Genomic DNA, 20,199 nt, shown 5'->3' on the forward strand with positions numbered 1-20,199 from the left:
TCCAATGTCTGCCTCCCAATCACAAATGCGCCGTGAAGTTCTTGAAATTCCTGTCGCTGTGGACCGTTTGCTGCAAAATGGCGGCGCTGATATTTCCCGTTCGGCGGATGCTATGCGCGCCCGTTCACCGGCCTTTATGGTCAGCGTTGCGCGCGGGTCTTCTGACCATGTTGCGACCTACCTGAAATATGCGTCCGAACTGCTTATGGGCACGCCCATCGCATCCATTGGACCCTCGGTTGCTTCGATCTATCATCGCAAACTGGCCCTCGAGGGGGCCGTGTGCCTGTCCGTGTCGCAGTCGGGCAAAAGCCCGGACATTGTGCAGATGGCCAAGATGGCCCGCGAAGGCGGCGCGTTGTCCATCGCCATGACCAACGACCCGGGTAGCCCCTTGGCGCAGGTGTCAGATCACACATTGAACCTGCATGCCGGGCCAGAGATCAGCGTGGCCGCCACCAAGACTTTCGTGAACTCCGCCGTTGCGGGTATTTGGTTGCTGGCAGAATGGTCCGAAGATGACGCGCTGCGCAATGCCATCCGCAACCTGCCCACGGCACTGGAAAAGGCCGCAAGAAACGACTGGCCCGAAGTGCGACAGGCCCTGTCCGGGCGCGGTTCGATTTTTTGTCTTGGACGCGGAACAACAAACGCCATCTCCAACGAGGCGGCTCTGAAATTCAAGGAAACCTGCCAAATCCACGCCGAAAGCTATTCCTCTGCCGAGGTTTTGCACGGACCCGTCTCTATCGTTGACGGTGGCTTTCCCGTGATCGCCTTGGGCGCGAAAGACGAGGCCGAAACCGCACTTGCCGCCGTTGCCGATGAGATCGCAGCCAAAGGTGCCACCGTTTTTGCAACCAGCGACAAGGTGCAAAAGGCGACCTCTTTGCCTGCCGTTCGGACCGGCCATGCATTGACCGATCCTATCGCCCTGATCGCAAGCTTTTACGCGATGGTCGAACAAACGGCCGCGTCCCGTGGCATCAATCCAGACACCCCGCGCCATCTGAAAAAGGTGACTGAAACCGTATGAGCGACATCACCAAAGCTTTTGTTGGCGCAAAAATCCATGATGGCCGCACCATCTATGTCGATCACGCTCTGGTGGTTGGCAAAGGGGAGGTGCTGTGCCTGCGCCCGCGTGACAGCCTCCCTCAGGGATGCCCAACTGAGGTGCTGCAAGGAGGGACCATCATGCCCGGCTTTGTGGACCTCCAAGTCAACGGCGGCGGCGGGTTGATGTTCAATGACGATCAATCCGTCGCAGCATTGCGCACCATTGCGCAGGCCCATCGGGCAACGGGGACGGCTGCGATATTACCCACCCTGATCACGGACACCGCAGAACGCACCCGCAGGGCCATTGACGCGGTCGAACAGGCGATCGCGGAACGGGTCGGGGGAATTGTCGGCATTCACCTTGAGGGGCCGCATCTGTCAGTTGCCCGCAAGGGCGCCCATGATCCAAACCTTATTCGGACAATGACAGACGAAGATCTCGCGATCCTCCTTGGCGCGGCGGACCGACTGCCCAATGTTATGGTCACGCTTGCACCGGAAAGCGCATCCTGCGCCCAGATCAAAGTGCTGTCCGATGCGGGGATCGTTGTATCGCTTGGTCACACTGACGCTGATTTCGCGATCTGCATGGACGCGTTTGATGCCGGTGCGCGCTGCGTGACGCATCTGTTCAACGCGATGAGCCAGATGGGAAGCCGCGAACCCGGATTGGTCGGTGCGACCCTCATGCGCGACGACGTACATGCCGGACTTATCGCGGACGGTATCCACGTGCATCCCGCCACCATACGCGCCGCCTTGGCCGCCTGCGGGGAGTCCGAGCGGATCTTTCTGGTGACGGATGCGATGGCAACGGCCGGTTCTTCCATTCAGACGTTTTCGATCAACGGAAGAGACGTATTTCGAAAAGACCAGCGCCTCACATTGGCGGATGGCACCTTGGCAGGGGCCGACCTTGAAATGCCCCGCGCGATTGCTGTGATGCGGGATCAGGTCGGCGATAACGAGACCCAGGCATTGCGCCGGGCAACATCGGCGCCGACCGCCCTGCTGAGGGAGCCGGCACAACTTGGTCAGCTTGCGCAGGGACTGGAGACCGTTGTTCATTGCAGTGATGATTTTACTTCGATCAGCAGGCTTCACATGAACGATCCAGCGCTCGCCGAAAAGTGAGGCCGAGATCGCAATTCAGCACTGAAATTTCTCAAGAGATCAATGAAGCGCCACGGCCGCCCTCAAATTCTGGTGACCGAAAAACTACGATCTTACGGAGTGGCAATGAAGACAGTTGGCAATACGGATAGGCGGGAAACTGGCCGCTGGATGAAAAATCGGGCGGATAACTCGTACCTGCCATTCCGACGACGAGAACAAGCCATGCAACGGTTCCGCAGCATGCGAAGTTTGCAGAAATTCGTCGCCGTTCATGCTTCCGTCTGCAACCATTTCAATCAGGAGCGCGCACTCCACAGCAGAGATAATTTCAAGTTAAACCGCGATGCCGCTCTCGCCGAATGGCGCGGCCTTTGCGCGGGATAAAGCAGCGGTACACTGCCACTCTAAAGGCTCGCTCAAATCCGTCTGACATCGCCCACCGTACGAATACATTTGCAATATCTGGACGTCTGAGCCAGATCGTTTCATCTTGAATTCGATCCGCCAGATGCCGGGACTGAACACCTAAACAGAGAAAAGGTCCTTGCTGAGCCTGTTGGCCGCGTCTTGAATCAAATTCACCTGAGAAATCAATAGATCAATAGACAGCCTTTGAGTTGGGCCGTGCATGGCAAGGGCCGCAACAAACCGGCCTCTTGTATCAGTTATTGGAACAGCCAAGGCAATCATGCCTTCCAGAAACTCTTCGCGGTCGAGCGAATACCGCAGCTTTCGCACCTCCACCAATTCATCTAGCAAAGTTTCCGCCGAAATATGCGTCTGGCCAGTCATGCGTTCGAAGTTCAAGCTGCGAACCAGATTTTCCCTTTGTTTCGGCGGTAGACTGGCGAGAAAACACTTGCCGCTTGCTGTGCAATGAAACGGAACGTTGGTGCCGATTGGCAGCTGAATGCGAAAGGCCCAGTCCGTTTCAACCCTGTCCAGATATCGCATGCCCCCGTCTTCTGGAACAACATAGTTAACAGTTTCGCCGACCTTCGCGGCAAGGTCATTTAGGATCTGATGCCGCGCGATGTGGTCTCTGGAGCTATGAATAAGGCCCGACCCGAGTTCCCGCAGCCTTCTGGCAACTTGATATTTCTTCGAATTCCCAAGCCGCGCGATGAAACCGTTCTCTTCCAAAGTGGTACAAAGACGATGGACCGTTTGTTTGGGAAGGTTGAGGGATTCATTTATCTCGCTTGCAGTCATTGCATGATCGTTTCGCCCCAGAATTTCAAGAATGAGAAGTGTTCGGAGGTTTGTTGGAATCCGTTCTGATGAAGTCAAGACAAGGCCCTCGGGAAAAAATAGTGCATTTCTATCGAATCAGTGTACTGTCATTTTTCACTATAAACGAGACCAAAAGTCTCATTTTTTGAACAATAAGGGCGAATTTTGGAATTTGACTTCATCATAGTTGGCGCGGGGTCGGCGGGATGTGCGCTTGCCAACCGTCTTTCCGAAAGTGGAAAGCACTCGGTCGCGTTGCTTGAGGCGGGCCCGCGTGACCGCAATCCATGGATCCATATTCCTGTCGGGTATTTTAAAACAATGGGCAGCCCCGGAGCCGATTGGCGTTACGAAACCCAAGCAGATCCGGGCCTCGCTGGTCGTTCCATTCCATGGCCGCGGGGCAGAGTTCTGGGCGGCTCAAGTTCGATCAACGGGTTGCTGTATGTCCGGGGCCAGCCGCAGGACTACGACGGCTGGGCACAGCTCGGTTGCACCGGTTGGGGCTGGGATGAGGTCTTGCCGTTTTTCAAACGCTCGGAGAACTGGGAAGGCGAAGATCGCTCGGGCCTTCGCGGAAAAGACGGGCCATTGTCCGTCCAAAACTCCAGATTGAACCGTGAAGTTGTTGATCTTTGGATCGATGCGGCCGAGGCTTCTGGATTTCGGCGCAATGCAGATTACAATGGGGAAGATCAAGAGGGGGTTGGTTACTTTCAACTGACCATGCGCGACGGGTTCCGCTGCTCTTCTGCGGTTGCCTATCTGAAACCGGCACGCGGCAGGAAGAACCTCGAGATCATCACCAATGCCCAGACGGAGAAAGTCCTGATCAAAGACGGACGGGCAGTGGGCGTCAGGGCCAGAGTTAACGGCAAGATGACCAACATTGGGGCACGCAACGAGGTGATCCTCTCGGCCGGATCGATCGGCAGCCCGCAGATCCTGATGCTCTCTGGTGTTGGTGACGGCGACGAGCTGGCCAAACACGGCATTCAGGTTCAGAAAGAGCTGGCAGGTGTTGGTAAGAATCTGCAAGACCATTTGCAGGCGCGTCCCGTTTTCAAAACCGATCTGTCGACGATCAACACAGAGATCAACAATATCTTCAAACAAGGCATGATCGCGCTGCGTTATGCTGCCAATCGCAGTGGGCCAATGGCGATGGCTGTCAGCCTCGGAACTGGATTTGTCAAAACAGAAGAGCATCTGGAAACAGCTGATATCCAGTTCCATATTCAACCGTTTTCAGCAGACAAACCCTCGGACGGCCCGCACAAGTTTTCGGCCTTTACCGCCAGCGTGCTGCAAATGCGCCCCGAAAGCGCCGGGCACCTGGAACTTCGGTCGGCGAATATGGATGACCATCCGCTTATTCACCCCAATTATCTGGCGACGGACACCGACTGCCGGACAATCGTAAAGGGCATTCAGATCGCGAGAAAAATCGCCCAGTTCGAGCCGCTGAAATCGCATGTAACTGAAGAACATGCCCCAGGGCCGGGCGTTGGAGTTGATGATGAAGCAGCAATACTGGATTGGGCACGTCGCACGGCTGTGACGATCTACCACCCAACGGGCACCTGCAAGATGGGCACCGATTCCATGGCCGTCGTCGATCCGCGTCTGCGGGTGCATGGCATTAAAGGGCTACGCGTTGCGGACGCGTCCATCATGCCGCGCATCGTCAGCGGGAACACCAACGCGCCGGCCATAATGATCGGCGAAAAGGCGAGCGACCTCATTCTTGAGGATGCACGCCAATGAATAAGTGGGATGAAAAGCAAGATTTCTTGCCGGGCGGGGCTCTTCCTTCGTCTGGCCAACAACGGATCACTGCCAGGTATGTGCCTTCGCCTTTGGCAGCAAAGAAAACGAACAGCGAAGGCAATAAAACTAGGGAGGAACTTTGATGTTCAAACTAAAGTACATAGCAGCTGGTGTAACAGCACTGGCACTCACCGCATCGGCCGCGATGGCTGAAAAAGTACTGCGTATCCAGTCGGTTCTGCCAAGCACAGCTGACGAAGTTTTCATGTTGAATGAGTTCGGCAAAGACGTGGCGGATCTCACTGGCGGCTCACTGACGATCGAAGTATTGCCGGCGGGTGCCGTTGTTGGCCCACGTGACATTATGGATGCGGTTGACGCCGGTCTTGTTGAGGGCGGCTTTGCCTGGACCCACTATTGGGGCGGCAAGCATGTGGCGGCCAACCTGTTTGGCGCTCCTGTTGCCGGTGCCGGGGTCGGTATGGACAACATCGCGTTCCTGAGCTGGTTTCAGTACGGTGGCGGCAAAGAACTGTATGACCGTCTGTGGGGCGAAATGGGCGTGAACGTGAAAGGCTTCATGCTTCAGCCCGTTGGTCCCGAAGCTTTGGGTTGGTTCCCCAAGCCAATCGAATCCATGGATGACTTCCGTCAAATGCGTTTCCGTGCTCCTCCAGGAATGGTTGGCGCAGCCTATGCTGAAATCGGTGTTCCAGCCGTAGCAATGGGCGGCGGTGATATCCTGCCAGCTTTGGAAAAAGGCACAATCGACGCGGCCGAATGGTGCTGCCCGAAGCCTGACTCTGTCTTTGGTTTCCAGAAAGTGCTCAAGCATTACTACCTGCAAGGCTTGCACCAGGTCGTCGTGAACGCCGACATGTACGTGAACCTCGACTTCTACAATGATCTGACCGACCTTGAAAAGAAAGCTCTGGAAGTTGCAGCAAACGCATCACTGTCAAAGTCGATGTCTTACCGTATCTACGAAAACGGCAAGGCGCTGAAGGATCTGACCGACAACCACGGTGTTATCCTTGAAGACACACCAGCGGACTACTTCACCGAGTATATGGCCGCTGCCAAGAAATCGCTGCAGGCCGCTGCTGACGAAAACGCGTTCTTTGCCGAAGTGTGGCAATCTCAGAAAGACTTTGCAGACATCGCAGTTCCTTTCTGGGCAGGTGCGCAAGCCTCAAACGCAAGTTTGGGTAAGGCGCACGCTGACTCGCTGAAATAAAACCAGCCTTTGGTGCGGGGCCCATGCGGCCCCGCGCTTCATTTTTGGCAAGGGCAGGTGCCTTTTCCCAAAATGAAGACCCAAAAAGGGCTCTGATAAAGGGAGAAGAGGGATGGCCGCAGACGAGGTGAACCCGGATGAGCTCGAAATCGCTGATGAGCTGATCGCGGAACGACGAGCAGAAGCACCCGGCGAAACACCGGAAGACATGACCGCGTGGCAGCGTCCGATAACAGCGGCGATTGACGTGCTCAACTACCGCGCAGGCCAGCTGATCGCGCTTTTGATGGTGCCGCTGATCGTTGTCGTGGTTTTTGAAGTCATCTCTCGCAACTCATTTTCCATTCTCCAGAACGCTGGCTTTGAAGACCTTGCGCGCTCGCTTGGTCTTGGCCCGACACTGTGGGTCTATGACACCAGCCGAATGTTAGCAGGTGTTCTGTTCATGGCGGCGGCAGGTTACGGCCTAATGCGCGGAGTACATATCCGCGCCGATTTCCTTTACCGCAATTGGACAGACAAGACGCAAGCGACCGTCGATGCGACGCTCTATCTTTTGTTCTTCATGCCTTCGATGATATTTTTTACAATCGTCGCAAGCGAGTTCTGGTGGCTTGCCTTCTCGAGAGGCGAGACCATGCAGATCGACAGCGCATGGGGGCCGCTCTTATGGCCAGCGCGCTTGGCAATGCCTGTCGGTGGACTTTTGTTAGCGTTGCAAGGCATTCCGGAAATTTTCCGCGCATTTCACAAGATGGGGAAGGAGCGGGAAAGATGGTTCCTGAGGGCATTGCCGATCTATTTGGTCGCATTGATCTGGCTTATTCTCGCGATCTTCACACCAGAGCTTGTGCCGGGTGGCGAGTGGTTCACCGACCTTATGAAAGCAAAGCCCAACCTGTCCAAACCCACCATTGGACTGATCATGCTTGGCGCGATGCTTTTCGTGATTTTCATCGGCTTTCCGATATCGTTCACACTGATTTTTCTTGCGTTCGTTTTCGGCATCTGGGGCGCAAACTTTAAACTGACCACCCTGTTGATGACACTGAACACCAACTCCACAATGCTGAACGACCAGCTGATGGCAGTACCTTTGTTCGTCCTAATGGGGATCGTGATGGAATCTGCTGGTTTAATGGAGCGGTTGTTCGCTTCAATCCAGATGATCATGGCCCGCGTCCGCGGGGCTCTGTTCATCGCGGTGTTGATCGTTTCGACCATCTTTGCTGCGGCAACGGGCATTGTTGGGGCATCAGTGACCCTTCTTGGGATCATGGCGGGCGCGACGATGAGCCGGTCAGGCTATAACGTGCAACTTGCGGCGGGAACGATCACTGCGGGCGGCACGCTTGGCATTCTGATTCCACCTTCGATCATGTTGATCGTGATGGGCCCGGTCTTGGAAGTGTCAACGCTCGACCTGTTCCGAGGGGCCTTCATCCCCGGCGCGCTGCTGGCGTCGCTGTATCTGATCTACACCCTCGGAAGGTGCTGGTTGAACCCTGAGCTGGGACCGATCCTCGCTGAAGAAGACCAACCAGACACCTCGAACTTCTATGGTGCTGAAGTCGCGTTGATCTGTCTGGGCGTGCTGACGATTTGCCGCGTCTTCGGCTTGAGTTTGGGCGGAGCCTTTGGCGGAACCATTCCATTTGCCGGTCTGATTGTCTTGGGCGTCACGCTCGCGGGGGCCTATGGCGCCTATCGAAAGCTAAGCACTTTACGTCTGGTTCTGCCAATTGCGGTGGCATTCCATCTTTATATGGTATTCGCCAATGTCGGCGCGGATGGTGGCCTGCCGATCTGGTCGATCACCTTAGCGGTATTCATCCTTTTGCTGGCCTATCTCGGCCGGGTGATCTACCGCGCGGAGTCAGTTGACAGCTTTTACTTCTCCGACCTTTGGGATGAGTTTTTCGCCGGCCTCATGCCGCCTACGATCCTGATCTCATTTGCTTTGGGCTCGATCCTGCTTGGCCTTGCGACCCCTGCCGAAGCTGCCGCCATGGGCGCATTCGGAGCGATCCTGCTCTCTATCGGCTATCGCAAGTTCACAATCCCAAGCTTTTTCGACAGCCTGATCAAGGCGCTTGAAATTACAGTTCTGATCATGTTCCTCGTGGCGGCCTCGAACTTTTTCGGTGCGGAATTCAGCGCGTTGGGCACACCCAAGATGATGACCGAGCTGCTCTTGGGCCTCGATATGTCCCCCTATCTGATCCTGATCATCGTGATGGCATTGATCTTTCTTCTTGGGTGGCCACTGGAATGGGTGCCGATTGTGTTGATCGTCGTTCCGATCCTGCTGCCAACTGTCGAAGCGTTGGATATCTATGGGTTGGAACGGTACGACCTGATGGTTTGGTTCGGCATTTTGGTCGCGGTCAACCTGCAAACTGCGTGGCTGTCGCCTCCTGTCGCCCTGTCGGCTTACTTCCTCAAGGGTGTCGTACCCAACTGGGATCTCAAGGATATTTACCTTGGCATGATGCAGTTCATGCTGGTTCAACTGCTGGGCCTGGTCCTTCTGTTTCTCTTCCCACAGCTGGTGCTTTGGTTGCCGGCCGTTATGTCAGGAAACTAACCCATGAGCACACAACGTAGTTCTCTTTCCTATCTGAAATGGCCATTGATCACGACAGTTCTTGGGCTTGGCCTGACCGGCTGGCTGGGCTGGGCGACCAAAGGTGATCTGGGTGGCATTCTGTCCTTTCTCATGGTCGGCGCGGTCCTGGCAACACTTGAAATCGCCCTGTCTTTTGACAACGCCATCGTCAATGCAAACAAGCTGGACGAAATGTCGCCAGTCTGGCAGCAACGTTTCCTCACGTGGGGTATTCTCATCGCGGTTTTCGGGATGAGAATTGTGTTTCCGCTGGCCATTGTCGCCATTTTTGCATGGATTAACCCGTTCGCAGCGATGCATCTGGCGCTCGCGGATCCCGACGAATATTCGCGGATCATCGGGCAGGCGCATGGCCCGATCTCGGCCTTTGGCGGAACGTTCCTCATGATGGTTGCTTTGAAGTTCTTCATTGACGAGGACAAATCGATCGACTGGATTGAGATACTCGAAAAACGCCTGCGTGTTTGGGGGTCGATCCGCGGCTTTGAGATCGCTTTCGTGCTGGTGATTGTGCTGATGATCTCGCGGTCCCTTCCGATACAGGACGTCGCCCCCTTCCTGACCTCTGCTGTCATGGGGCTGCTGGTTTTCACAATGGTCGAAGGTCTTGGAACCTATTTGGACAATATGGCTGGCTCTGCCGCCGAGATTGGTGCCAAGGGCGGACTCGGGGCATTTTTGTATCTCGAAGTTCTCGATGCCAGCTTTTCTTTTGATGGTGTGATCGGCGCCTTTGCCCTGACAACAAATATCCTGTTGATCGCGATCGGCCTGGGCATTGGCGCGATGTATGTTCGTTCCATGACAATCATGCTGGTCGAGCGGGGCTCTCTGGCAGAATTTCGCTACTTGGAACACGGAGCGTTCTATTCGATTTTTGCGCTGTCGATTGTAATGTTCCTGCAATCAATCGTGCATGTGCATGAGCTCATTACGGGGGGAATTGGCATGGTTCTGATCGCCTTGGCCTTCTACGCCTCCATCAATCACAACAAGCGCGAGACATAATCTCTGCCAAGCTGTCAGGACGATCCGAAAATGGCCCGTGAATATATGAAAAAAGCGACCCTAACGCCGCGCTCTGATGAAGGCGAAACAAAGCAGATTGTGGCCAAGATCCTTGAGGACATAGAGCGCGGCGGCGAAGACGCGGCGATGGAATACGCCAAGAAATTTGACCGATATGACGGCAATGTACGCCTGACATCAGAAGACATAGACGCAGCAACCGCGCTGGTTCCGCAAAAACTCAAAGACGATATTCTGTTCGCTCAGGACAATGTGCGCCGGTTCGCCGAAGTGCAAAAAGCAACGGTCGCAGACGTGGAATACGAGATCAATCCGGGCTTAGTGGCTGGTCAAAAGGCGATACCGGTGACTGCGGCTGGATGTTATGTTCCGGCAGGCCGCTATCGCCATATCGCCAGCGCAATCATGACCGTTACGACAGCAAAAGTAGCCGGGTGCGAGCACATCACTGTTTGTTCGGCGCCGCAACCGGGCGTTGGTTTGCACCCGGCCATTGTTTATGCGGCCCACGTTTGCGGGGCTGACAAAATCATGGCCATCGGCGGGGTTCAGGGGATCGCCTCAATGGCGTTTGGTTTGTTTGATCAGCCAAAGGCGAATATCATTGTTGGACCTGGCAACCAGTTCGTCGCCGAGGCGAAACGCTCTCTTTATGGTCGTGTTGGCATTGATATGATCGCAGGTCCGACTGATAGCCTGATCCTGGCAGACAAGGGCGCTGATCCTCACATCGTTGCCACCGATCTGGTGAGCCAAGCCGAGCACGGATATAATTCTCCAGTTTGGTTGGTGACCGACCACAGGCCATTGGCAGAGGACGTTCTCGCGCGGGTGCCCAAATTGATCGTCGACCTTCCAGAGTTGAACCGGGAGAACGCAGAGGCCGCCTGGCGCGACTATGCAGAGGTAATGATCTGTTCCGACCGAGAGGAAATGGCCGCCACGTCCGACGAATATGCGCCCGAGCATCTAACCGTTCAAGCCGATGATTTGGATTGGTGGCTCGATAGGCTGCGTTGCTATGGATCGCTGTTTTTGGGGGAAGAAACGACCGTTTCCTACGGGGACAAAGCGGCGGGGACAAACCACGTTTTGCCCACATCTGGCGCGGCCAGCTATACCGGTGGTCTCAGCGTGCACAAGTACATGAAGATTGTCACTTGGCAACGCGCTACGCGCGAGGGGTCGAAAGCCGTAGCCGAGGCTACAGCGCGCATTTCTCGCCTGGAAGGCATGGAAGGTCACGCAAGGGCCGCAGATGTCAGGCTCGCCAAGTATTTTCCTGACGAAGTTTTCGATCTGACAGCAGATGGCTGATCCTCGCGCCCTGTTTGATCTGACGGGTAAAGTTGCCTGCATCACCGGAGCGAGTTCCGGTCTTGGCCGCCGTGCAGCTATTGCGTTGTCATTGGCAGGTGCGAAAGTTGTTTGTGTGGCGCGCCGCAAGGCCGCGCTGCAGAGCTTGTCAGCAGAACTTGGGGACTGCGCGGCCCATGTCGCAAAGGACATCGCGGACCGTGGCGACCTTGGCAATCTGTGCTCCGCGATCTCAGAGCCGTTTGGCGCCCCGGATATTCTTGTCCATGCAGCCGGGGTAAATACACGCGAACCTGCCGATGAAGTTACATATGAGGGCTGGGATCAAACGCTGGCGCTCAATCTTTCGGCTCCGTTTTTCCTCAGCCAAGCCTTCGTGCCCGCCATGAAAGCCAAAGGGTGGGGGCGGATCGTTAATTTCGCGTCTTTGCAAACAACCCGTGCCTTTCCGGGTGGCATTGCCTACGGAACCAGCAAGGCTGGCATCAGCCAGCTTACCCGTGCGATGGCAGAGGCGTGGTCATCCTATGGCATCACAGCAAACGCAATTGGCCCAGGCTTTTTCCCGACCGAACTTACGCAGGCCGTCTTTAGTGACGACGCGCGCGCATGCCGTAATGCGGCCCAAACCTGTATCGGCCGCAATGGCAGACTTGAAGATATGGACGGCCCTTTGCTGTTCTTGTGTTCGGACGCGTCTTCATACGTTACCGGCCAAATTCTAATGGTCGACGGAGGGTTCACAGCGAAATGAAAGCTCTGGTTTATGAAGATGTCGAAACACTTGGGTTTCGCGACATGCCAAAGGCAGAGGCGGGTGAAGGTGAACATCTCATTCGCGTGGTCGCTTCAGGTATCTGCGGATCAGATATGCATGCCTATCTGGGGCATGATGCGCGGCGTCCGGCGCCTTTGATCCTCGGCCACGAAGCCGCAGGGGTCATCGAAGGGGGGCCAGAAGATGGCCGGCGCGTCACCATAAACCCGCTTGTCACATGTAAAACCTGCTTGGCCTGCATTTCGGAGCGTGAGAACCTCTGCGCCGATCGTCAGATCATCTCGATGCCGCCGCGCGAAGGTGCGTTCGCGCAATATTTGGCGATGCCCGGCAGCAATCTTGTGACTGTCCCGGATGATGTTGGTCTCGCCAAAGCAGCTCTTGCGGAACCGCTTGCTGTAAGCTGGCACGCCGCGAGGTTAGCGCTTGAAGCGTTGCATTCGAATATGGAAAGGCGGGCGCTTGTTATTGGCGGCGGCGCCATTGGCCTTGCTGCGGCTCTCGCGTTGCGCGCCATGGGCGTTGAACAGGTCACAATAATCGAGCCAAATGAAAAACGCCGTGCATTTCTCGCTGAACGGTGTGGCCAGACAGTCACTGACACGACAACGGCCCCATCAACTATCGTCATTGATGCGGTCGGCTACGCAGCAACGCGCGCGCTTGCATCACAAGTGGCAGCACCTGGCGGGGTGATCGCGCATATTGGCTTAGGCGAAGACACCGGCGGCCTTGATGTCCGCCGCCTGACGCTTCAAGAAATTACCTTCATCGGAACCTATACCTACACTTCGCAAGACTTCCGTAACACCGCGCAGGCAATTTTTGAGGGCCGCCTCGGGCCACTCGACTGGATCGAAGAACGTCCTTTGTCTGACGGTGCTCAGGCCTTTTCAGAGTTGCGCGAAGGTGTCATTGCAGCACCAAAAGTCATCCTCGACCCCTGGGCCTAGCCCGGTGAGCCAGAAAGGAATTACCAATGTATAGCAAGATCCTCGTCCCTATGGCCCTAGATCATGGGATTTCTCCGCAAACACTGGAAATTGCACGCGCATTATGTGCCCCGTCGGGCCAGATTTCCGCGCTGCATGTTTACGAGGTGCCGAAAGGCTCCGTCAGCACTTACATCGGAGAAGACACGGTGCGACAGGGATATGAGCGCGCCCTTGAAATCATGAAAGAAAAGCTCGTCGGGCTTGACGATATCCATGCCGAGATCACACGCGGCCAGGCCCACCGGGCGATCATAGATCATGCCGTGACGCATAACTTTGATTGTATCGTGATCGGGTCGCACAAGCCCGGCCTCACCGACTATCTGATCGGCTCCACGGCGGCCCGTGTGGTGCGTCACGCACCTTGCGCGGTGCATGTGCACCGAGACACTTAGGCAGCAACTCAACGGGAACTTCTGACAATGAATATCGCCTATCCAAAACATAGCCAAAGCGAACTTATGGTATGGATTGGTCAGGCGAGGACAAACCTTCAAGCAGATAGCTCAATCGCAAAATACATCTTCCGACCGGATCCAAAAGATGATCAGCTCTGCTTTCCTTGCGCCGGATCTTCTGCGCCAGGTGATGGAAGGTAAACAACCGCTTGGTTTAACATCCGACTGGGCAATGCGTTGTCGCATTCCATCGGATTGGACTGAGCAACGCGCTTTGTTCGCGACTCTCTAGACACCCTCAAACATGTACCACGGATCGCGGAATTGGCGTTCTGAGACTTTGGTATATTGTGGCGCAGAAACAGAGACAGCTTACGGTCTCTCTAAATCAGCCTGTCGCACAACTCGTTGATAACACGCAGTTATATCGCGTGCTCTGCGCCGCCTCGATTTGCGAAAGAGTGGCTGGGATGGTAGGAAACCTTGACGTTGCTTGAACAGCATCAGTTTTTCTCCTTCGCCATCAAAACTGGGGCCGAAACTGGGGCGGAACGTAGCGCCAGCGGAGTGAGCATGGGGCAGATTGGACGTATCTGTTGACCGTCGTAGCGGTGGTCTAGGCGGAACGTAGCGCTAGCGGAGTGAGCATCGGGTGCCACGGGGGTGATCTGTTGGCTCTAGACTGCTGCGCCCAGCCCGCCAGAGTTCAGTCAACGATCCGTCATCGACGCCGAAGATCAACCGAACCGCTACCAACGCTCCGGCGAACTGGCGCTCTCTGGTCAACTGGGGCACTGGTCGGAACCCCATCCAACGCGACGACCGGCCCTCTTGAGGCACTCTGGCGGCCTCTGCGGGGGTTGGCTCATGATGCTGGAGGGCGGCGGAGATGACGTGTGCGGGGCGATTGACCTGCATCAAGGAGGAATATGGGCAAAAGTAGTAGTCTCTCAGACGGCAACTGCGCCAGAAATGGAGAACCAAAATGTACAAGAACATCTTGATACCGGTATTGCTCGATGATGACCACGAAAAGCACAGCGCCATCCAAGTTGCGAAGACTCTGGCAGGAGACGGAGCGGCTTTCACTGTCCTGCATGTAATGGAAGTTATCCCTGCTTACGTTACAGCTGAGATTCCCGCAGAGGTGTTAGCCAATACTCGAAAAGAAGTTGAGGAAGGCGTCTCTGCAATATCCAAAGAACTACCGAATTGCGTTGGGGTGACAGTTTCAGGTCACGCAGGAAATGCTATCGTCGAATATGCTAAAAATCACGGCATTGATTGCATAGTTTTGGCCTCTCATAAGCCGGGCCTGCAAAACTATTTCCTTGGTTCAACCGCTGACCGCGTCGTCAGGCACGCCGGATGCGCGGTGCACGTTCTCAGGTAGTGAGCAATCAGGCGGTTGAAGCGCCATGAAAGTTCCTTCACCCACCAGATCCAGCTAACAAGAAGCGCTCGCTGTCGAGCAAGTTCGCAGCATCATGATTTTTGCCCACTGTTTTTCTGTGTTTGCCGCTGATCGGCGATGGCAAATGCAGGGACTGACGCTCGGGGGGAACGTCAGCCCCACATCTTGAAGGGGACGCGACCGTCCCAGTTTATGTCTCGGAAACCGGTTGGCCGCGTCGATCGAGGGGTGTGATGCAAAAAACACCCCAACTGATTGCACAATACCATCTTCTCGGCTTTGATCACCTGAGCATTCGCATATCGGTCTATCCAAAAGGATAGGTTCCTGCCTGGGGCATCTGCGCAAAACCCCAAGTGCTTAGGGGAAAGCAGCGATGAAAGTAACATAGCCGAGACGCCATGTTCTCTGATTATGTTGGTTCTTACATTCATGGAGGAAATCGAATGGAACAACTTATCGGCCAATTGATCGGTGGGGCTCTGTCACGTTAACTTGGGCAGACTAGGAAGATCACAAAGAACCCGAATTTAAGCAGCGACGATCTGATGCCATTCGGCCGCGGCTCTGGCGCGCATCTGACGGAGAACTGGTCGGGAGATTAGGTGTCGTTGGACGTTGAAGTGATTGTAGATAGCATCATGGACCGACAGAAATCGTTGCATTGAACCTGGTGATTTGAACCTGCCCATCCGTCGTTCTCGCCGGCGTGTCGGTTGGTGTGAAACCTCTGCCCGATTGTTCAACCGGCCACCTGTGACGTGAAGATGAGCCAAGCCAAGCTCCCGAAGCGCCGCAGCATATGAAGCCAGTTTGTCGGTCACAATCTCGTCCGGAATGTAGCCCTGCTTTTTCAGCAGTTTGCGCATGAGCTTAAGGGCTGCGCGCTTGTTACGGCGAGATTGGGCGAGAACCTCAAGTACTTCGCCTTCATCGTCCACGGCGCGCCATAGATATGTCCGCTTGCCGCCGATGCGGACAAAAACTTCATCGAGATGCCAGGTTCCCGAAGGTTGCACTCTGCGAGATCTGACGCTGGCAGCAATCGCGGAACCGAACTTCAAGATCCACCGACGGATCGTTTCGTAACTGACGTCGATCCCGCGTTCCGCCAGTACTTCCTCTACGTCTCGAAAGCTCAGTGGGAAGCGAAAGTAGAGCCAGACGGCCCGTTGAATTACTTCCGGCGGAAAGCGGTGGCGCACGTAAGATATCTTGCTCATTCCATGACAACTAACCAGTCCATCCAAGATCGTCGACTTAACGTGACAACGCCCTGACCCGTGCTGAGGCTGAGGATGTGGCTGCGAGAGATCAGGGCTTTATCAGTGCCCAGTATTACTGGCAGTGGCTGGCTGATTACGTTGTGACCAAGCGCTACCCCTGATAACAAACCTTCCCGGCTGGCTTCGTGCTGGCCGGGGGTGAAGGGACTATTTTTTTTGTGATTTTCACGCAGCTGCAATTTGACACAGATCATTGTCTCGATCAGCTCATGTGATATTCTTATTCTAGAATATGTATGAGGGTTTGGCATCAAACTCTCTGGGATGAGGAGCGTGAGAATGGCCGTACCATTAATTAACACTCTTGGCGGAACAACAGGATTTGGTGGAGAAATACTGGATCGCAATGACGATTCCTCCACTGGAGAGATAGACATCACCGGCGTTTTCGAAAACGGTCTGAATTTTTTTGGAGCGACGTACAATTCGCTCTTCGTAAATAACAACGGCGGAGTGAGCTTTAACTCGCCGCTCGGCGCTTACACGCCACAAACGATTTCCAGCGGAACAACACCTGGAATTTTTCCATATTGGGCAGACGTTGATACCGAAGGCAGCACTGGAAACGTGTCGCCGGGCGGCTCGTCTCAAGGTACTAACTTAGTATATTACACATTGGACGCCGCAAATGATCGCTTTGTTGCGACATGGGATGACGTCGGCTATTTCAGCGGCAACACTGACCATGTCAACGCGTTTCAGCTTATTCTAACAGATCGTTCCTCTACTTTGGGGCGTACTGCAGGGGATTTCGACATTGAGTTCCGTTACGAGTGGATCGATTGGACCGCGGGCGACGCCAGCGATGGTGAAGGTGGGGTCGGAGGTATTACCGCTCGAGCAGGCTATTCTTCCGGCAATGCCATATTTTTTGAGTTGCCACAGTCGGGCAACGAGGACGCCATGCTCGCGCTAGAACACACTTCTGGGAACACCGGGCTTGACGGTTTATGGCGGTGGGGTGTCTTTAACGGTAATGTCCCCCCCACGGTTTCCATCTTCTCCGCGATAGACGTGATGGAGGGTGATAGTGGTGTAACTGAATTGGTATTTCGGGTCGAGCGTACCGGCGATGTCACCGGTACTTTGGATGTTGAGTGGAATGCGACAGGGTTTTTCCCATCACCGGCAAATTCGGGGGATGTGGCTGGAGCTTTGCCTAGAAGTGGGATTCTGAATTTCGCTGACGGAGAAACCGTGAAGCTTATTACCATTGGCGTTCAGGGTGACACGACCATCGAAGCCAACGAAAACATCGTTGTCACACTACGCAATGCAGTGTCGTCCAACGGTGAAACCGTCATTTTCTCTGCGTTCCAGGGTTTTGGCCGGATCATAAATGATGATTTTCCGCCGCCACCTGTGACCGGGCCCGAATCCGATGTGTATGGTGACCCCCACATCGTAACCCTAGACGGTCTTGGGTATGACTTTCAGGCGGTTGGCGAATTTACGTTGATTGAGACAATATCCGGCGATCCGCTGAATGTGCAAATACGGACCGCACCGATCAGTGATGTAGTCTCATTCATCACTGCCGTTGCAACAGAGATTGGTGGCACCCGGGTGATGCTAGATGTCAATCGCGACATACCTCTGAGTATCAACGGCGAATTAACCGCGCTGACTGTTGAAAACGGGCCTTTGCCGATTGGAAGCTCCGGAGGGCAAATATATGCGAATGGAGATACTTATACGATCATTATGCCCAATGGGGAACAGCTCATGGTTGGGGTGTTCGACAACGGGTCGTTAAATGTATGTACATTCCTTTCTGACAGTAGAGCCGCCGGTAGTGTACGCGGGCTACTCGGAAATGCAGATGGCAACGTCTCGAATGACTTAATGCTGCCCGATGGGACGGTACTGGCGCAGCCGCTGGATTTCTCTACGCTGTATACGACGTTCGCTGATGCTTGGAGGATCACCGAGCCACAGGCTCTGTTTGATCGCGAGATCGGTGAGACAACCAACGACTATCAAGACAGCAGCTATCCACGTGGACACATCGCGGTTGACGACCTGCCAGCTGATATTAGGGCGGCAGCAGAGGCGGCTGTGCAAGCGGCAGGAATAACAAATCCAGTTATTGCTGAAAACGCTGTTCTTGATTTTGCGCTCACTGGCGATCTGACTTTTGTAACGGGCGCAACGATGCTTGCTGCGAATCCTAGCGCAGACACTGATCCGGCGAACCTACCTGCAGCGTTGCCGACACTAATGATCAATTCAGAAGGTAGTCATGCTGAAGGAAATGCTGGAACTAGCACGTTTCGGTTCACTATTGATCGCATCGTATCCACAAGCGGCACTCTCGATGTCGATTACTTGATCGGCGGGCAAGTTGATTCCACTGACATTGATGGGCCTTTGGGCGGCGTGATCTCATTTGCAGATGGCGAAGCCGAAAAGACCATCGAAGTTGTGATCAACGGCGACAACACTGTCGAACTAGATGAAACGCTTACGATGTCTATCGGAGTGGCTACGGCGGGTACTGTTCTGTTTGCCAATCGTTCCGCCTCAACAATAGTTCTGGATGACGACGGGGCGGTGGTTTTGAATGGGACATCTCTGGCCGATCTTTTGCAAGGCGACATCACAGACAACGTGGTGTTCGCCCTAGGTGGCAACGACACGGCTTTCGGCGATAGCGGTGACGACCAGATTTATGGTGACACAGGCGACGATTCACTTACTGGGAATTCTGGGGACGACTATCTGGATGGTGGAGCCGGGACTGACAGCGCGCAGTATTCCGGAAATCAAGCGAGCTATACTTTGACGCTTTCTCCAACCGGAACCAGTGTCAAAGATCGGCGTACCGACGGCAACGGGACTGATACTCTACATGATATCGAGTTTCTGGACTTTGATACTGACCTGTTGGGCGGCCCGTTTGATTTGCAGAAATTCGGTGGACCTGCTGAGCTTGATCCTGCCGAATTGGAGAGCTTCGTTGAGCTCTACATTGCCTACTTCAATCGCGCCCCTGATGCAGTTGGGCTCAATTTTTGGGGAACGGCATTCGCGAATGGTACAACATTGAGCGAAATGGCAACGTTGTTCATCGACCAAGATGAGACCCGCGAGAGTTACCCAGAAGGGACGACGAACAACGCCTTTGCAGTCTCAGTTTACAGCAATGTCCTTGGGCGAACGCCTGATCAGATCGGAATCGATTTCTGGGTTGGGCTGCTAGACAATGGCGACGTAAGCAGGGACCAGTTTATACTCGAGGTCCTGCGCGGTGCCAAATCAGACCTGAAGCCAGAACTTGGGCAGGATTTTGTCGATCAACAAATCGCGGATCAGCAATTCCTTTCCACCAAAGCAGACATAGGAGCATATTTCGCTGTTCATAAAGGAATGTCAGATACCGACAATGCCTCTGCTGCAATGGCGCTCTTTGATGGCACACCCGAAAGTACTACTAGCGCGGTCAATGCAATTGATGGTTTCTATGCTGATGCACTTGATGCCATCGATGGCGAATTCCTGATGCCTTTGGTTGGTGTACTAGACGATCCTTTCGCAATTACTTAACACGACACCCCTTCCACCCGTAGGACCCCTTCAGCTAAGATCCCCCCAAGGCTATCCACCACAACCAGTCATCTATCCCTAATTCGGGTACCTGATCCCCAGCACAGGGGACCCTGATCGGGTTACCTCCCCCAGGGCTATCTTCCCCCCCCAGTCCTCTACTACCATTACTTATACCTAATTGGCCCCCACTGATCTTAGGGAGCCCTGCTAGGGATACCTCGCCTAGGACACCTAGCCAGAGAGAGCCCGTCTAGGGGCCCCAGGGAGGATACCCTAACCAAGACATGATAGGGGTCCTGAGAGGGGCACTCTGGGGTTGTCTGATGATGTTAGCTCACCTACCTGAGCGGCTTCCCAGATGGGTTCTCCTAGCCGGAAATGCCCCC

General features: G+C 54.7%; 14 protein-coding genes and 1 pseudogene. 13 read left to right on the forward strand and 2 right to left on the reverse strand.

The window, feature by feature from the left end:
* Window positions 1-4 precede the first annotated feature (4 nt).
* The 3 genes and pseudogenes from C8N31_RS17950 to C8N31_RS17960 all read left to right on the forward strand — a co-directional run.
* Window positions 5-1,036 carry an SIS domain-containing protein gene (locus C8N31_RS17950; RefSeq protein WP_025047571.1) on the forward strand — a complete coding sequence of 344 codons (1,032 nt, stop codon included), beginning with the start codon at window positions 5-7 and terminating at the stop codon, window positions 1,034-1,036.
* On the forward strand, window positions 1,033-2,196 hold the full coding sequence (gene nagA / locus C8N31_RS17955) for an N-acetylglucosamine-6-phosphate deacetylase (protein ID WP_037918075.1): 1,164 nt from the start codon (window positions 1,033-1,035) through the stop codon (window positions 2,194-2,196). The genes C8N31_RS17950 and nagA overlap by 4 nt, the downstream gene beginning before the upstream one ends.
* A gap of 3 nt (window positions 2,197-2,199) precedes the next feature.
* Window positions 2,200-2,562, forward strand: a pseudogene (locus C8N31_RS17960) (DDE-type integrase/transposase/recombinase); the annotation flags it as partial.
* A 141-nt stretch (window positions 2,563-2,703) separates the two neighbouring features.
* Here the strand turns inward: C8N31_RS17960 and C8N31_RS17970 are convergent.
* The gene (locus C8N31_RS17970) at window positions 2,704-3,468 is read right to left on the reverse strand and encodes an IclR family transcriptional regulator (RefSeq protein ID WP_025047572.1); all 765 of its coding nucleotides are present in this window, start codon (window positions 3,466-3,468) and stop codon (window positions 2,704-2,706) included.
* 108 nt (window positions 3,469-3,576) lie between these two features.
* Here C8N31_RS17970 and C8N31_RS17975 point away from each other — a divergent pair, with 108 nt between their 5' ends.
* The 9 genes from C8N31_RS17975 to C8N31_RS18015 all read left to right on the forward strand — a co-directional run bounded on the left by C8N31_RS17975 (window position 3,577) and on the right by C8N31_RS18015 (window position 14,957).
* Window positions 3,577-5,178 carry a GMC family oxidoreductase gene (locus tag C8N31_RS17975; RefSeq protein ID WP_025047573.1) on the forward strand — a complete coding sequence of 534 codons (1,602 nt, stop codon included), beginning with the start codon at window positions 3,577-3,579 and terminating at the stop codon, window positions 5,176-5,178.
* Between the two features lie 145 nt (window positions 5,179-5,323).
* Window positions 5,324-6,418, forward strand: a complete 1,095-nt coding sequence (locus tag C8N31_RS17980) for a TRAP transporter substrate-binding protein (RefSeq protein ID WP_025047574.1) — start codon at window positions 5,324-5,326, stop codon at window positions 6,416-6,418.
* Between the two features lie 286 nt (window positions 6,419-6,704).
* On the forward strand, window positions 6,705-9,005 hold the full coding sequence (locus C8N31_RS17985; protein WP_231476739.1) for a TRAP transporter large permease subunit: 2,301 nt from the start codon (window positions 6,705-6,707) through the stop codon (window positions 9,003-9,005).
* Between the two features lie 3 nt (window positions 9,006-9,008).
* Complete coding sequence (locus C8N31_RS17990; RefSeq protein WP_037918078.1) at window positions 9,009-10,055, forward strand: DUF475 domain-containing protein; 1,047 nt, start codon at window positions 9,009-9,011, stop codon at window positions 10,053-10,055.
* 30 nt (window positions 10,056-10,085) lie between these two features.
* Window positions 10,086-11,393 carry a histidinol dehydrogenase gene (gene hisD, locus C8N31_RS17995; RefSeq protein WP_025047583.1) on the forward strand — a complete coding sequence of 436 codons (1,308 nt, stop codon included), beginning with the start codon at window positions 10,086-10,088 and terminating at the stop codon, window positions 11,391-11,393.
* Entirely contained in the window at window positions 11,386-12,147 is a 762-nt protein-coding gene (locus C8N31_RS18000; RefSeq protein WP_025047576.1) for an SDR family NAD(P)-dependent oxidoreductase, read from the forward strand. The genes hisD and C8N31_RS18000 overlap by 8 nt, the downstream gene beginning before the upstream one ends.
* A complete protein-coding gene (locus tag C8N31_RS18005; RefSeq protein WP_025047577.1) occupies window positions 12,144-13,124 on the forward strand; it encodes an alcohol dehydrogenase catalytic domain-containing protein in 981 nt (326 codons plus the stop codon). The genes C8N31_RS18000 and C8N31_RS18005 overlap by 4 nt, the downstream gene beginning before the upstream one ends.
* Before the next feature lie 26 nt (window positions 13,125-13,150).
* Window positions 13,151-13,561: a universal stress protein gene (locus C8N31_RS18010; RefSeq protein WP_025047578.1), complete on the forward strand. Its 411-nt coding sequence runs from the start codon at window positions 13,151-13,153 to the stop codon at window positions 13,559-13,561.
* A gap of 988 nt (window positions 13,562-14,549) precedes the next feature.
* Window positions 14,550-14,957 carry a universal stress protein gene (locus tag C8N31_RS18015; RefSeq protein ID WP_025047579.1) on the forward strand — a complete coding sequence of 136 codons (408 nt, stop codon included), beginning with the start codon at window positions 14,550-14,552 and terminating at the stop codon, window positions 14,955-14,957.
* Window positions 14,958-15,508: 551 nt separating this feature from the next.
* On the opposite strand, the gene C8N31_RS18020 is transcribed toward C8N31_RS18015, so the two are convergent.
* Window positions 15,509-16,201 (reverse strand): IS6 family transposase, encoded by a 693-nt coding sequence (locus tag C8N31_RS18020; RefSeq protein ID WP_025047580.1) that lies wholly within the window; start codon window positions 16,199-16,201, stop codon window positions 15,509-15,511.
* 342 nt (window positions 16,202-16,543) lie between these two features.
* Here C8N31_RS18020 and C8N31_RS18030 point away from each other — a divergent pair, with 342 nt between their 5' ends.
* A complete protein-coding gene (locus C8N31_RS18030) occupies window positions 16,544-19,810 on the forward strand; it encodes a nidogen-like domain-containing protein (protein WP_025047582.1) in 3,267 nt (1,088 codons plus the stop codon).
* Window positions 19,811-20,199: the final 389 nt, after the last annotated feature.

This window comes from Sulfitobacter mediterraneus, assembly GCF_003054325.1.
Taxonomy (GTDB): Bacteria; Pseudomonadota; Alphaproteobacteria; order Rhodobacterales; family Rhodobacteraceae; genus Sulfitobacter; species Sulfitobacter mediterraneus.